The following is a 15,257-nucleotide window of genomic DNA, read 5'->3' on the forward strand; positions in this document are numbered from 1 at the left end:
GGTGATTAAAAGAAAAAGCAAGCAGCCGATCGAGGAAGTGATGAGCGTTCCCCGGCTGGATCGGCGAACCTTATCCAATGTGCCTGATCCGGATCTGATCAGAAGCAATGTCGACCGCAGGGGGCAGGGCCTCGAGGCGCAGAGCGAGACAGAAACGAATGCCGACTACCTGAATCGGATGCGGATGCTCAGCCTTCGCTATATGGCTGACTTTGAAGTGACGGTGTCGATCGGCGAGAAGAAGAAGGCCGTTGCAATCAAGGGGCGAGCGGTCGACATCTCCTCCACGGGACTGTTGTTAGAGCTCGAGCCGGGTACGAAGCTGCTCGATGATAAAACGCGAGTGAATCTGCGGTTTCGGATTCCTCCGGGAACGATGCCGGAGGGCTTCGAGTCGAAAGTGAAGACGCCGGCGACATCGGTTCGATCGTTCGTTCGGGAACGGGACGGCGTCGAATACCCGATGCTGGCGTTTGAATTCGATCGGCCGCTCACCGTTTACTTGAAGCGCAAGCGCTGGGGCTTCTCGATTTATTTGTCGAGCACGATGCTCTTGTTCGCCTCGCTGTTTGTCATTTTGCTTCGAGCGGAGAGCATTATCTACTTCAAATATAATTCGCTGCTGTACTTGTACAGCTTGATCGCTGCCGCTTTCCTGCTGTCCCGTTATTTGTTCGGCGCGCTCTATCGCGATGTGCCCATCAATCCGGACTATACGCCTGGCGTGTCGGTTATCATCCCATGCTTCAACGAAGAGCAGTGGATTCATCGGACGATACTGAGCTGCGTCAATCAGGATTATCCGATCGATAAGCTCGAGGTCATCGTCGTGGATGATTGTTCGACGGACCGAAGTGTCGAACAGATACAGAAAGTGATTGATATGGTCCATCGGGAAGCAGAACGGTTTGCAACCCGCGAACGTGTCCAGATGTACGTTCTGCCGACGAACGGCGGGAAACGCGAGGCACTCGTGCAAGGGGTCAGGATGGCGAAGCATGATCTTGTCGTATTCGTCGACTCGGACAGCTTCCTCGAACCGATGGCGATCCGGCATCTCGTTCAACCGTTTCAGGATCCGAAGATGGGCGGCGTTGCGGGACGGACGGATGTGGAGAACAAATTTACGAATTCGATCACGAAGCTGCAGACGGTTCGCTACTATATAGCCTTCCGGATTATGAAGGCGGCAGAGTCGTGGTTTGACAGCGTTACCTGCTTGTCCGGTCCGCTCTCCTGCTACCGCAAGGAGCTGATCGAGAAACATACGGAAGCGTGGCTGACGCAGAAATTTCTTGGACAACCCGCGACGTTCGGCGACGATCGAAGCATGACCAACTTTATTCTGAAGACGCATCGAACCGGTTATCAGGATTCCGCCATCTGCTCGACGATCGTGCCATCGCGGATGGATGTGTTCCTGAAGCAGCAGATGCGCTGGAAGCGTTCATGGCTGCGGGAATCGCTGCGTGCGTGCGCGTTTATTTGGCGGAAGGAGCCGTTCATGGCGTTGTTCTTCATTGTCGGTTTAATCGTACCGATCGCGGCGCCAGTCATCGTAGTGTACAACCTTCTGTATGTGCCGATCGTGCATCATATTTTCCCGGGCACGTTCTTGATCGGATTATTCATGATGGCGATGTTGATGAGTCTTGCCCATCTGTTCTTCCGGAGAAGCCGGTTATGGATATTCGGTCTTGTCTTCTGCGTGTTCTACGAGTTCGTGCTGTTGTGGCAGATGCCCGTTGCTTGGGTCACGTTCTGGAAATCGACTTGGGGAACGCGCGAGACGCCGCAGGATATCGAAGCCAAGAACAAGAAGGAAGCCCGCAAGCGGAGAAAGAAACATCAAAAAGAATTGCCGTTGTAGACAGGAGTGGCAACAATGGGATTATGGAAACGAAACGCCGCCCTCGATTACCGGAAGAAGGACCGCTTCAAGCGGTTCAAGACCGGCGTACAGATTGTGATCGTCCTCGCTCTTATCTATGTTCTCTTCGAGGCATTGGCGGGAACGGACCCTCACATTGAGCCAGACCGGTCGGCATGGACGAGCGATAAAGGATTTATAGCGGTATCCTACTTCGGCGTCAGCCGATCCGGCACACCGAAATTGATAGCGAAGAGCCAGTTGAACGAGCAATTGAAGGCACTGTACGATCAAGGCTATGTGACGATTTCGCAGCAGGATATCATTGATTATTACCGTAACGGCACCAAGCTGCCGGACAAGGCGTTATTCCTCTCCTTCGAGGATGGACGCAACGATTCGGCGTTGTTCGCGGAGCCTTATCTGGAACGTTATAACTACCGGGCTACCGTGATGACTTATGCGAATAAGATGGGCAACAGCGAACGTAAATTTCTTCAGCCTTCCGACCTGAAGAAGATGCAGAAATCGGGCTACTGGGAGCTGGGCAGCAACGGCTATCGCCTGGCATACATTAACGTTGTAGACAGCGAAGGCAACTTCATTGGCGTTAAGGATGAGAGCGAACTGCGCAATAAGCTGAAGATCGATTACTATAACCATTATCTAATGGATTTCATTAGGGACAGCGACATGATCCCGACGGAGAATCGCCAGGAGATGGAGCAGCGGATCAACGCTGATTATGAGCAGATGAAGAAGATTTACACGTCGAGTCTGGGCTTCGTCCCGAATGTGTACATGATCATGCATGCCAATACGCTGGGCGAAGGTATGAACCGGCTCGTCTCGAATGTGAACGAGAGCAATATCGAGGAACTGTTCAAGATTCACTTCAATCGAGAAGGCGATGCATACAACGGCAAGAAGGACAGCATTTACGATCTGACGCGGGTACAGCCGCAGGCTTATTGGCAGACGAATCATTTGCTCATGCGTATTAAAGCGAACACGGATGACAACTTGCAGTTCGTCGTAGGAGATAAGAAACGGGCGAATGACTGGAAGCTGGTTAGCGGCGCTGCGGAGTTCCGGGACAACCGGATTGCGCTCACCTCGGAAGCAGGAGGGGCAGGCATGCTGCTGCTGCAAGGCAGCGAGAAGGATCGCGATATCCGTGTTTCAGCGACATTGAACGGCAACGTCGTCGGCAAGCAGTCGATCTATTTGCGTTATGACCAAGGGCGCGACACTTATGTGTTGGTAACGCTGGACAATAATGAGCTGCTGGTTGAGCAGAAGGCGGGGCAGTCTGTGGAACAGATCGCTAAGATCCAGCTTGATGAGATCGATTGGAAGAATAAAGATCTGGCGCTGAACAAGGCGACCTCTTATACGACACAGCAAATGTCTGAGGTTGATCTGACGGAAGAAACCCAATACCCTGTCAATATTAAGTCAGCAAGAAAGCTGGAGCTGTCGCTGCAGGGAGATAAACTTGGCGTGAAGGTCGACGGCGAATCGCTGCTGACGGGCGAAACGATCGATGGCTCGCTTGCATCGGGCTCCATTGCGCTGGAATCGATGTACCACGAGCAGAAGGATAATGATGACATCTACGACGCCTTGTTCGATGATGTTGAAGTTCGGCAGTTGAACGCAGACGGCTCCGCAGGGGACAAGCTGTACAGCAATCGACTGACCGGTATCGAGTTCGTGGTGGGCACAGCGCAGCGTACATGGAACCGTATGATCGACTGGGCGATCGAAACGTTCTAACCAGGACGAGAAGGATGGGAACTCGGCATGAACAATGAGCGGAGAAAGAGGCTGCGAGTTCGAGTTATATACGCGGTGGCGGCGGCAATTGTTGCGATATCCGCTGTTATGGCGTATAACGTTTATGCCGCCAGGCAAGACAAAGCGCTGGCACCATCGGCTGGTCCGGCGGGAGAAGCCGCTCTCTCAGCCTGGTTAGCCGACTGGCAGTGGCAAGAGGGTGCAAGGGATTTGCAGGAGGCAGCGGCTGGGCTGGACAGCTTGCAGCTGTTCGCTGCCTACTTCGATGAATCCGACCGATTAACGTTTACGGATTCATTCAAGAAGGAGCTCTCTGCTGTTCGTGAGGCAGCGGCGGCGAATCCGACGATGCGTATGGACCTGACGATCGTCAATGACATCCTGTTCGAGGATGGACATGAGAGCCAGAAGGACAGCGATCTCGTCTCCCGGCTGTTAGCGGAGCGTGATGAGCGAAGCCGTCATGTGAACGAGATCATGGCCGCGGCCAACCAGTACGGCTTTGGGGGCGTGGAGCTGGATTACGAGAAGATCGACGAACGCGATTGGGGACGCTTCTCGCTGCTTGTCTTTGAGCTTTATACGAAGCTGAAGGCGCAGGGGAAGACGCTCCGAGTCGTATTGGAGCCTCGGGCTCCAGTGGAGAAGCTTAAGCTCCCATCCGGCCCGACCTATGTGATGATGGCCTACAACCTGTATGGCAATCATAGCGAGCCAGGACCCAAAGCGGACAAGTCATTCATTCGGAAGCTTGCAGCGCGGCTCTCTAATCTGCCTGGGGATCCTTATCTGGCGTTTGCAACAGGCGGATTCGACTGGACGGGCGGCAAAGGCACCGCGACAGGAGTGACGGAGCTTCAGGCAGTTGAACTCGCGAAACGAAGTGCGGAGCCTCCTCAGCGCGATGCATCGAGCGGCAGTCTCAAATTCCAGTACAAAGACGACGAAGGCGTTAAACACACGGTCTGGTACGCGGATGAGCAGACCATAAGCTGGTGGATTGAGCTTGCCAAACTTGCCGGGCACAATAAGGTTGCGATCTGGCGGTTAGGCGGATTAGGCGACGGTACAAACCAGTTCATCTCTGCGTTCCAGCAGAAATAAATAACATGGAGAAGACGAGTCTCGATCAGGGGCTCGTCTTTTTGTCGTTGAGGCATAGCTTGTACGAATCTCTGAAATTATGAATGCCGTCGTCAGGGATCGGAAGAGAGACAAGCAATCTGCACCCAGTAGATTCATAGAGAACTGGGGGGCTAAGCAGACGGAGTGCAGAGCGCGTGCGAGACTGGATGCGAGAAAAACTAGATACCCGTCACGCCTGTAACTGCGCGGATTAATGAACCGCGAATGCCTTGACGTACATACGCCGTTGCGAAGTAGGTTGACCAACATACAATATACCGCAAGCGATTCATTCAAGAGGTTGTTCAAAAAGTCGTCTTTTGATCACGAAGTCATTCAGGAAGCCTATTCGACGTCGAAGCTTGCGTTCACCTTCGGAGTCCGGGGCTTATGCTTCCGATGCAGGTTTCCGCTGGAAACCTTGTATCATGTAGGTTTTGCCAACATTCCGTTCCTCCTGAAGTTATTTGCGATACTTCAAGTATTACAGCCTGAGAGCAAATAACTGCTTCGTAAGCAAACGCTATTCAGGTTCTCGCAATCTTCTCGGCGGGCGAAAACCCGACTTTTTGAACACGCACTTCAAGAGGTGGCAAATGTATGAACCGATTCTTTATTAGCGGAATTCGGTCTCGTTCTGGCAGAGTCGGGGGAAGCTCGCAGTCTTCGGACGCTGGAGGAGCACGGAGCCGAATTGTACGTCGCAAGGGACAGTCAGGCCGCAAGTCGAGCCGTCCTGCATCGTCTACGTACCGCGCAAGGCCGACCGGCGATGTAGAACGCTCAGAATCGATGCCGCTCGTATCGGTCATTATCCCCGTGATGAATGAACGTCGAACGATACGCCGCGTCATTCGAGAGGCGTTTGCGGTCCACCCGTCGACAGAAGTAATCGTTGTTGCCAATGGAACAAGAGATGGATCTTCCGTTATTGCGAAGCGGGCAGGCGCTCGTGTGATCGAGTATGCCGAGCCGCTCGGTCATGATGTCGGCCGCGCGGTCGGAGCCGAAGCCGCACGCGGCGATGTGCTTCTATTCATCGATGGCGATATGGTAATCCCCGCTCTGCGGCTGCGGCCATTCGTTAATAGCGTGCTTCGCGAAGGCGTCGACGTGGCGCTGAATGATTATTCCGGGCCGACTGCCAAGCCGATCGTGCACAGCGTCGTATTAGCGAAGCATGCGTTGAATGCGATGCTGCAGCGGCCGGATTTGAATGGAACCTCCATGACCGCCGTTCCGCATGCGCTCAGCCGCAAGGCGCTCATGGCTGTCGGAGCAGAGTCGCTCGCAGTCCCGCCCCTTGCCCATGCCAAAGCCATTCAGCTAGGGCTGTGCGTGAAAGCCGTCCAGCATGTAAACGTCGGCAAGCTGAATCCGCCGCGAACGGAGCGGGAGCGAGTTAAGCCGCTCGAGCATGTAATCGTCGGCGACCATCTGGAAGCGCTGGAATGGGTGCTGAGCCGGGGCGATGAGCGGCTGGGCTTTGTCGATCGAACGAGAAAAAGGCACTATGCGAGGTGAGGCCAGGATGGCAAGCCGACGACGAGTGAAAAGACCCGAAACTGAGGAGTCCCCAGCCGTGCTGCCGGCGGGTTGCCGAGTATCCGCCGTCGTAACGGTGTTGAATGAGGAAGCGAGCCTGCCGCTCGTTCTGCGGGAGCTTGGGAAGCTTCCATTGGAAGAAACGATTGTTGTTCTGAATGGCTGTACCGATAGCAGCTTGTCGATTGCGCGATCGTTCCCGCAAGTGACCGTCGTGCATTATGCCGAGAGGCTGGGGCATGATGTCGGCCGTTCCATCGGCGCCAAGCTGACGAGATCCGATATCGTCCTGTTCGTGGACGGTGATTTCCCTATCGGTGCCGATCGGCTCAAACGGTTCATTGCAGCGATTGCGCATGGCTCCGATATTGCGTTGAACGATATATCGCCGTACTTGCCGCTGTTTCGCGATTGGGATGAAGTGACGAAGATGAAGGCGTTCCTGAATCTGTCGCTCGGACGTCCCGACCTGCGAGCGAACTCGCTCACATGCGTTCCGCACGCGATGTCTCGGCAAGCGATCGAGCGAATCGGCAGCGGACTGCTGGCGGTGCCGCCGAAGGCGCAAGCTGCTGCAATCGAAGCGGGACTGCGCATTCGAACCGCAGCTTCAGTGAACGTGCTGCAATCCAATCGCGTCCGCAGCAGCAATGTCGGCAGGGACAACGAAGTGTCCCGTCTCATTATCGGCGACCACATCGAAGCGCTCAAATATGCAATGGATGCAGGCGGCAGCCGATTGACGAAAGAGGATAACGGACGGAGAAGGCATGTCGTTATGCGGAGGCAGCTCTGATGAGTGCGAAATCGACGAGTATTATTATTCCGACGTATAACGGGTTGCCGCTGCTGCAGCGTTTGATTCAATCGATACGAATCCATACCGATGAACGAGTTACGCCTTATGAGCTTATCGTCGTCGATAACGGTTCGAATGACGGGACAGCTGAATGGTGTGCGGGCAGAGGGATAACGTTCATAGCTATTTCGGCTAATGCAGGTTTTCCAGCGGCATGTAACAAGGGGCTTCGAATCGCGTCCGGCGATCAGCTTATGCTGCTTAATAATGATATCGTCGCCACGCCGAACTGGCTGCTCAATCTGTCTGCCGGGCTGGCACAGGAGCCGGGAATCGGATTGGCAGGGCCGGTTACGAACTATGCGAGCGGCCAACAGCAGGTGACGTATTCGTTCGATGGGCTCGAGCAGTTCATGCGCATTGCCGAGCAGACGAATCGCCCTGACCCTAGCGCGCGTGAGCGAGTTCTTCGAATTGTCGGGCTGTGCATGCTGTTCAAGCGTGAGGTGTATGAGAAGGTCGGCGAGCTGGACGAACGATTCTCCCCTGGTCATTACGAGGATGACGATTACTGCCTGCGCATTCGGATGAATGGCTACGGACTGATGATGTGCCGCGATGCGCTCATCTATCACGAGGGCAGCGCGAGCTTCCGGCAGCAGGGCGAGCATACGGTTAAGCAGCTGCTCGAACGGAACCGCACAATGTTCATCGACAAGTGGGGAATCGATCCGAGTATATTTATCGGCACATGACGGACGGGCACCTATACCCGTTCATGCAGGAGGAGGATCGTAAGTGAAAGCTGTCATACTGGCTGGCGGAACCGGCACAAGGCTTCGGCCGCTCACGACTTTGCTCAATAAACATATGCTGCCCGTCGGCCGTTACCCTATGATTCATTATGCGATCGACAAAATGAAAGAGGCTGGCATTACCGACATTCTGCTGATTACAGGCCGCGCAACGGCTGGACTGTTCATTACCTATCTCGGCAGCGGCGCGGAGTTCGGCGTCTCGATTACGTATCGGATTCAGGAAGAGGCAGGGGGCATTGCGCAGGCGCTCGATCTCGCGAAGCCGTTCATCGGACCGCATGAGAGATTCGTCCTGCTGCTCGGCGACAACCTGTTCGAGGATTCGCTGGAGCGATTCGCCGCGCAGTTCGAGAAGCAGGCAAGCGGTGCAATGGTGCTGCTCAAGCACGTGGCGGACCCTCGTCGTTACGGCGTTCCAACGTTCGATGAGAGCGGACAATCGATTGTCCGCATTACGGAGAAGCCCGACGCGCCGGATACGAGCTACAGCGTGACGGGGATCTACTTCTACGATTCGTCCGCCTTCGAGCTCATTGCAGGCTTATCGCCTTCGGAACGCGGCGAACTGGAAATTACGGATTTGAACAACGCTTATGCCCGGTTAGGGAAGCTGTCCTATATGGTTCTTGACGGCTGGTGGACCGACGCCGGCACGTTCGAGTCGCTTCATGAAGCTGCCGTTCGAATGATGGGCAATTCATCGACTGCTGATTAAGGAGAGCGAGGGAAGACAATGGTTGTTAGGCAAACTCAGCTATCTGCCCTCACCTCCCGCAAATCGGTTCGATCGCCAAGCCGTGCGACGGCTATACGGCGGACTCCGGTCCGTACGGGGGCCGGCATCTCGAAGCGCAAGTCTCGCCGCGGCTCCATATGGACAGGTACCCAGAGCCGCAAGAGGTCGCAGCTAAGAAGGAGAAGCCGCGGCTATGGCAGACGGCCATTGGAGCAGGAGCGGCTGTCTGCTGATCTATCGAACCCGTATCCAGCGCAGCATGAACTGGCTGCAGTCGTTCCAGCGGCTCCGCCGACAGAACCTCTGCAGCCCAATCGCCTATTCGGACAGGTGGATGACCAGGCTCGGGAGGAAGCGATCTTCGCTGCTGGTGAAGAGTTGTATGAGAAGGCGATGCCCTATGGCGTCATTCTGCCGGACATTAGTCTGCGCGATGTCATTGCAGCAGGAGTCGAACAACTGCTGCCGCTTGGCATTCGGCTGATGAGTACGATCGAGGTGTTTAACGAGCTTGAAACCGCGATCCGTGACAGCACCCCGTATTCGGTCGTACGTCTAGGAGATGGCGAGCTGATGGCGCTTGCGCAGGATATCGTTATCCCTGCCGAACAAACGGCGGCACAGGCAGCTTTTCTACCTTATGCAGGCGTTACGCCTCCTGATATCGTCTCGCGAAATTTGCTTGCAACAGCGATTCGTCAGGCAACGATTGTTGGCGTTCCGTTGTCGCGGCGCAAACAGTTTCAACCGCTGCTCTACCCTGCGCTAAGAGGGCATCATCTTGATCTGCGCTCTATGCGGCTTACGATCTCGACGATCAATTATGGCCTCTATCAGGAAAGGCTTCTGCAGCGGCTGCTGCAAGGGAAGAATCTGCTTCTGATCGGCAATGCATCCCCCGGTTTAGCCGAGATGCTGATCGAGCGGGGTTACCGAGTAACGGGAGTTATCGCGCCCGTGCGCGGGATGGCGGACGTTGATCGGGTTGTGATGGAAGCGCGCGGCGTTGACTTCGATCTTGCCCTTGTGGCGGCAGGTATCCCTGCGGTTGTTATTGCTTCGAGGATCGCCGCTGAGCTTGGCAAGGCGGCGCTTGATTTCGGGCATCTGGCTGACGGAATCACGAAGCGGGAGTTATCGCTATAACTTTGGTTTAGAAAGAGGATGAAGAGCATGAGAAGCACATTGCGGCAGCTTCGAGGCTCCCGGCGCCGCTCCCGGCGTAATGCGCCAAGAGCTGTAAGGCGTTCTTCCACAGCACAACCTTCGCGGCAGGAGTTAGGATACGGTGCAGGATACGAGGATGGAAAACGCGCCGGAATCGAAAGCTTTGAGACGTTATTTGACGGCACGAGCATCATTATTCCGACCTACAATCAGGCGAAATATTTGAAGGCTTGCGTAGAAAGCATTGGCGAGCACACCGATCTTCCATATGAGATCATCATTGTTGATAATGGCTCAACGGATGAAACCGCGGAGTATTTGAAGGAAATCGGATCACAGGTGCGATATCGGATCCTTGCGGACAACCATGGGTTCGCAGGCGCCGTCAACATGGGGCTTATGATGGCGAAGGGAACGACGCTGCTGCTGCTGAACAATGACACGCTCGTAACGGATAACTGGCTCGACAACATGCTCGCTTGTTTGAACAGCGAGACGAAGATCGGGATGGTGGGGCCGGTAACCAACTATATTAGCGGGGATCAGCAGATCGACGTTCCTTATACCGATATCATCGATATGCACGAATTCGCGCGGCGCAACAATGAGTCCAATCCGGCTAGATGGATTAGAACGGATCGGTTGACGGGGTTCTGTCTATTGTTTCGGCGCGAGCTGCTGGAGAAGGTCGGCTATTTGGATGAAGGGTTCGAGGTCGGCAACTTCGAGGATGACGATTACAATATTCGGGTCCGGCTGCTGGGGTATTCGATGGTCATTGCGAAAGATTCGTTCATCCATCATTTCGGAAGTGTCAGCATGAAGGCGACGGGACAGCAGTTCGAGAGCATTAACGAGCGTAACATGCGTTTCTATATGGGCAAATGGGGCAACCCGCATGAGCTTGTGCATCATGTGAACGAATGGCGGGCTTCGCATGAGGAGCAGTCCAGTTCGACGCCTAGGCCGGGAGGGCTGACGGACTTTTATCCGGATCATGTATTTGTGAAGGGCGTTGGGGAGACGGTCTACTGGCTGGACAACGGGAAACGGCGGCCGCTATCGGGAAATACGATGCTGCCGGTTGTTCGGTTGTCGCAGCTTGATATGAAGAGGTATCCGATCGGTGAACCGATCGAAGCGAACGATCCTGGGATTTGGAATGCGCAGAGCGGGGCTGCAGGCACATTGGCTGCGAATGGCGATGGCATACGTTATTGGGTGGCGGCAGGCACGAAGCGGCGGATCGTAACGCAGGATGCGGCAGAGCGCTGGGGGCTGGACCGTCGGCATATGCAGCGCTTCAGTGATGCGCAGCTAAGCAGTCTGCAAGACGGGCTTCCGATCATTGCGCCGGTTGTGCTGCACCAGTCGTTATAGCTTCCGGCCCAGTCACCGTACGGCTTGCGCCGCATATGCTGGAACAGCAGAGTGAGAGAAAGGGGCAGCGCTAGTGGAAGATCCTGTAGACGCGCTGATTGAGCATGTATCGCATACGAGCCGGCAAGTTGCCCGTGTGCTGGAAGCGCAGCGGCATGTTGCCGTCCGCATGGCGCAGATGGTTCATGCGCTGCCGGATGAAGACCCCGAGTTCGGCGGTTTCGCAGGGCTGCTTGATCAAGCGAGCGGAGTGACGAAGAGCGTCATCGCTTATTTATTCAGTGTAGCGGAGCTGCAGGAGATGATGGCGGAGCAAATGTATCACGTCATCATGGAGATGGAAGACGAGGAATAACAACGATGAACCATGGGAGGCGGCAATGAAATGGCGGGACGCGAGCAGGCCTTTCAGCGCATGCTGGATACTGCCGCCAAGCTGCAATGGGACATTTCCATGATCCTGGAAGCCAAAGCGGTAGAAGCGGAGAAAGTAAGAAACTGGATATGCAACCACGTCTCGTCGGATGCCTACTACGAGCAGCAGCAGCAGTTGAAAGAATCGCTGCGCATGCACGATCAGATCGTAGAGGTCATTGACGGACTTACCAAAATAGGCAGAGGCATGAATGCTGTTATACGCGTAGCATTAGAGCACGGGCTTGAAGGTGACGATAATAACGGCATGCTCGGCGGACCGGGACCAGGAGGTCACCCGTGAGCCGGTTAGCGGATCGGGAGCGCGCCGTTAAGCTTGAGTTAGTCAGCTCGATTGCGCGCAGCCAGCGAGCGTTGGCTCGCATTCTGGAGTCGATTGCCGATGTATCTGTTCACGCCGATCCGGTCGCGAAGTCGCTTCGTGACAATATTGCGCAGCTGAGCCAGATGCAGCAGATGCTGACGGAGTCTGTGGTCGGCATTCGATTCGGACAGCGGCGGCAGGGCCGCCCGTCCGGACCATGGATCAATCAGCAGTCTGGCAGCAAGCGGCGGAGGACCAAGGGGGAACCTAAGCAATGGCAGTGAAGAAGAGCAGACAGAAGGTGCGGCGGACCTCGAGAACGACGAAGAGGGGCGCTAAGTCCGCATCGTCGAAACGGAAGACGACATCTGCCAGATCGCGTAAATCAGTCACTAAGCGTCGTACGCCGCGTAAGTCATCTGTTCCGCAGGTCGTGCAAGAGCCAGCTTACAATCAAGCGTATGATGCAGCCTATAACGAAGGGTATAATGCTGGTTTCGCCAAAGGCTTCGAGGACGGTCATCAGATTGCGTACGAGATTCAGCCTTAGGCACCGATGCCACGCGTTGTCTAACCTAATGCCCGGAGCGCACTAACGGATTCATTTGATCCGTTGCGGAGCAATCCGGGCTATTCGTGCGCCTCGCGCCTCATTATCGGACAGGCGGATACCCGTCAAGAGCCAATTTTGCAGCCCGTACGCATATACCCGTGTGCGCTCGACATGGAGAGCATATTGTGGAGAAGAGGTGAAAGGTATGAGCTGGAATACGCGGCCCCAAGCCGCCTCCGAAGCAGACTCGCATGAGCGAGGCAGGACAGATGGATATCGGATCGGCTGGCGAGACGGTGCTTGCGAGGCTGTGATGCAGCTCGCCAATCCACCTGCTCCGGTGCTGTACAATCTACGGGTCATATTCGTGCCGCAGGGCTTCCAGGCCATCGATAACGGCCTTATACAAGCGCTTCGCCAATCGGTGAGGGAGCTGCATGTCGTCGAACCGATTCGCATGGCGGAGCAGGCGCTGCTTATTCGACCGGACTTCGTGCTCGTTCTGAACGGGCTGCACGTCTTCCCGGATGATCACCTTGCACAAATTGACCGTATACGCGCAGCCGGCATTCGAACTGTTATCTGGTTTGCAGACGACCCGTACGTTACGGACGATACCGTCCTTATTGCTCCGCATTACGATACGATCTTGACGCACGAGCTGAGTACGATTCCGCTGTATCAGCTGATCGGCTGCAAGGATGTTCATTATATGCCGCTCGGTGCCGACATCGCGGTCTTCAAGCCGATGCGGGTAGGGCTTAACTATTCCTCGGACGTATGCTTCATTGGTCAGGGATTCTGGAATCGGGTGCAAATGTTCGATGTGATCGCGCCGCAGCTTGCAGGGCTCAAAGTATTCATCGCCGGCGGCTTGTGGGACCGATTGAAGGAATATCAACGGCTGAAGCCGTTCATTCGTCATGGCTGGCTGCCGGTCGAAGAATCGGCCGCTTATTACAATGGAGCGAGAATTGTCATTAATATGCACCGGACGACGGAAGCCGGAGCCGACAATAGGAACTCTTATCGATATCCGGGTCGTTCGATCAATCCGCGTACGTACGAGATTGCGGCTTGCGGCACGATGCAGTTAACGGACATTCGCGAGGATTTAGGCATGTATTACCGCCCCGGCGTAGAGCTCGAGACGTATGGCAATGCGGTCGAGCTCGCCGATAAAATTCGTTATTATCTCGCTAATGAAGAAGCTCGCCGTTTGATTGCCCTTCGCGGCCTTGCGCGGACGAGGCGGGAGCATACTTACTTGTCGAGGATGACTCGGCTGATGCAGGAACTAGGTTATTCGAACAGATTGTAACGCCGAGGGTGCAGTCCAATGTTGAAAGAGAGGGTGGTAGCATTGCCAACTCCGATTCGTCGCGACCGGCATCGAACGGCAAAGGGGGGATCCAGATTGCTTGGAAGAGAGGCTGCTTATGCCCTAGGGTGGGAACACGGTTATTGGTATGGACAATGCGAGGCGGTCATTCAATCCATTCCGCAGTCTGTTCAAATTCGCCCGATTCATGTGCTGTTCGTTGCAACGGGCAAAGGTTTTCCTTATTCGCCGCTCGATCAAGCGATCGCCGATACGCTGCGGATGCTCGCTGTGCGCGTCAGCATAGCGAATGCGCAGCAGCCGATCGCCGAAATCGCGGCAAGACTTCGACCGGACGTTGTGATCGTACTCGACGGGCTGGAATTCGAGACGTCGGTGGTGGATGCGGTTCGACGGGAAGGCATTCGTATCGTTGTTTGGTTCACGGACGATCCGTATTACACCGATATTACCTCACGTCTGGCACCGCATTACGACCATGTGTTCACGCTGGAACGGATGTGTGTGCCTTTCTATCAGGCGCTTGGCTGTCCGAGCGTGCACCATCTGCCGCTCGGTGTGTACCCAAGCGTATTCCGGCCTGGCAATCCGCCGCGCAGCGCGCGCAAAGAAGTGAGCTTCGTTGGTTCGGCTTATTGGAAGCGCGTAGGGTTCTTCGATCAAATCACCGACTATCTGCTTACGAAGGATACGCTCATTACCGGCATCTGGTGGGAGCGGCTGCGGGAATATTCGAAACTTGCGCCTAAGATAACGAGCCGATGGATGGAGCCGGATGAGACGGCAGCCAACTATAACGGGGCCAAAATCGTCATTAACATGCATCGGGCGCACGACGACGAATCGTTCAATAATAACAGTCTAGCAATTAACGCGGTATCTCCGAACCCGAGGACTTTTGAAATCGCCGCTTGCGCAACGCTTCAGCTGACGGACATTCGGGAGGATCTTCCATTCTATTACACGCCGGATGTTGAGATTGTAACCTACTCTTCCCCGCAAGAGATGATCGAGAAGATTGAATATTACCTGGCTCACGAGCAGGAACGGAAGCTGATCGCGCTACGGGGCTTGCATAGAACGCTGCGGGAGCACACGTACGTGAAGCGGCTCGAGTATATGCTGGCGGTTCTGTTCGGACAATAAGGCAGTTTATCTTGGTTGGACGATTGCTCGGCGGACGGATGCCGCACGTCAAGTGCGGCATCCGTCCGCCGATTTTTTGTGCATTTGGTGCAGGTCCATCTGTCGTGCCAGTTCGAACATCTCGTCAATATATTATAGAAACGAAGATATAAAGGTAGCAGCATTTCATAGTGACAGGATGTTTACGAAGCAACTTGTGTTGCTTTAGACATCGATTCGATGTCTAAAGCCGCTACA

15 protein-coding genes are annotated in these 15,257 nt (G+C 54.9%); all 15 read left to right on the plus strand.

Annotated features, from left to right (window positions below; all coding sequences use genetic code 11):
• The first annotated feature begins 40 nt into the window (after positions 1–40).
• Positions 41–1,870: a glycosyltransferase family 2 protein gene (locus SBI19_RS02315; protein WP_317964994.1), complete on the plus strand. Its 1,830-nt coding sequence runs from the start codon at positions 41–43 to the stop codon at positions 1,868–1,870.
• A gap of 15 nt (positions 1,871–1,885) precedes the next feature.
• Positions 1,886–3,649, plus strand: coding sequence for a polysaccharide deacetylase family protein (locus tag SBI19_RS02320; RefSeq protein ID WP_317964603.1), 1,764 nt, complete (start codon positions 1,886–1,888; stop codon positions 3,647–3,649).
• A gap of 27 nt (positions 3,650–3,676) precedes the next feature.
• Positions 3,677–4,774 carry a glycosyl hydrolase family 18 protein gene (locus tag SBI19_RS02325; RefSeq protein ID WP_317964604.1) on the plus strand — a complete coding sequence of 366 codons (1,098 nt, stop codon included), beginning with the start codon at positions 3,677–3,679 and terminating at the stop codon, positions 4,772–4,774.
• A gap of 813 nt (positions 4,775–5,587) precedes the next feature.
• Complete coding sequence (locus SBI19_RS02330; protein ID WP_483312232.1) at positions 5,588–6,319, plus strand: glycosyltransferase family 2 protein; 732 nt, start codon at positions 5,588–5,590, stop codon at positions 6,317–6,319.
• A 58-nt stretch (positions 6,320–6,377) separates the two neighbouring features.
• Positions 6,378–7,136: a glycosyltransferase family 2 protein gene (locus SBI19_RS02335; protein WP_317964606.1), complete on the plus strand. Its 759-nt coding sequence runs from the start codon at positions 6,378–6,380 to the stop codon at positions 7,134–7,136.
• Positions 7,136–7,894 carry a glycosyltransferase family 2 protein gene (locus SBI19_RS02340; protein WP_317964607.1) on the plus strand — a complete coding sequence of 253 codons (759 nt, stop codon included), beginning with the start codon at positions 7,136–7,138 and terminating at the stop codon, positions 7,892–7,894. The genes SBI19_RS02335 and SBI19_RS02340 overlap by 1 nt, the downstream gene beginning before the upstream one ends.
• 43 nt (positions 7,895–7,937) lie before the next feature.
• On the plus strand, positions 7,938–8,672 hold the full coding sequence (locus SBI19_RS02345; protein WP_317964608.1) for a sugar phosphate nucleotidyltransferase: 735 nt from the start codon (positions 7,938–7,940) through the stop codon (positions 8,670–8,672).
• 18 nt (positions 8,673–8,690) lie between these two features.
• Positions 8,691–9,839 carry a GT-D fold domain-containing protein gene (locus tag SBI19_RS02350; RefSeq protein WP_317964609.1) on the plus strand — a complete coding sequence of 383 codons (1,149 nt, stop codon included), beginning with the start codon at positions 8,691–8,693 and terminating at the stop codon, positions 9,837–9,839.
• A gap of 27 nt (positions 9,840–9,866) precedes the next feature.
• On the plus strand, positions 9,867–11,240 hold the full coding sequence (locus SBI19_RS02355; RefSeq protein ID WP_317964610.1) for a glycosyltransferase family 2 protein: 1,374 nt from the start codon (positions 9,867–9,869) through the stop codon (positions 11,238–11,240).
• A gap of 73 nt (positions 11,241–11,313) precedes the next feature.
• Complete coding sequence (locus SBI19_RS02360; protein ID WP_317964611.1) at positions 11,314–11,595, plus strand: nucleoside-diphosphate sugar epimerase; 282 nt, start codon at positions 11,314–11,316, stop codon at positions 11,593–11,595.
• Between the two features lie 30 nt (positions 11,596–11,625).
• Positions 11,626–11,958, plus strand: a complete 333-nt coding sequence (locus SBI19_RS02365) for an alpha-helical endospore appendage domain-containing protein (RefSeq protein ID WP_317964612.1) — start codon at positions 11,626–11,628, stop codon at positions 11,956–11,958.
• Positions 11,955–12,263 (plus strand): hypothetical protein, encoded by a 309-nt coding sequence (locus SBI19_RS02370; protein WP_317964613.1) that lies wholly within the window; start codon positions 11,955–11,957, stop codon positions 12,261–12,263. The genes SBI19_RS02365 and SBI19_RS02370 overlap by 4 nt, the downstream gene beginning before the upstream one ends.
• Positions 12,254–12,529, plus strand: coding sequence for a hypothetical protein (locus SBI19_RS02375; RefSeq protein ID WP_317964614.1), 276 nt, complete (start codon positions 12,254–12,256; stop codon positions 12,527–12,529). Before SBI19_RS02370 ends, SBI19_RS02375 begins: the two co-directional genes overlap by 10 nt.
• 208 nt (positions 12,530–12,737) lie before the next feature.
• Positions 12,738–13,853, plus strand: a complete 1,116-nt coding sequence (locus SBI19_RS02380) for a CgeB family protein (protein WP_317964615.1) — start codon at positions 12,738–12,740, stop codon at positions 13,851–13,853.
• 96 nt (positions 13,854–13,949) lie between these two features.
• Positions 13,950–15,020, plus strand: coding sequence for a CgeB family protein (locus SBI19_RS02385; RefSeq protein ID WP_317964616.1), 1,071 nt, complete (start codon positions 13,950–13,952; stop codon positions 15,018–15,020).
• Positions 15,021–15,257 lie beyond the last annotated feature (237 nt).

Origin of the sequence: Paenibacillus sp. CCS19, from assembly GCF_033239625.1 — a bacterium.
GTDB lineage: Bacteria > Bacillota > Bacilli > Paenibacillales > Paenibacillaceae > Paenibacillus_T.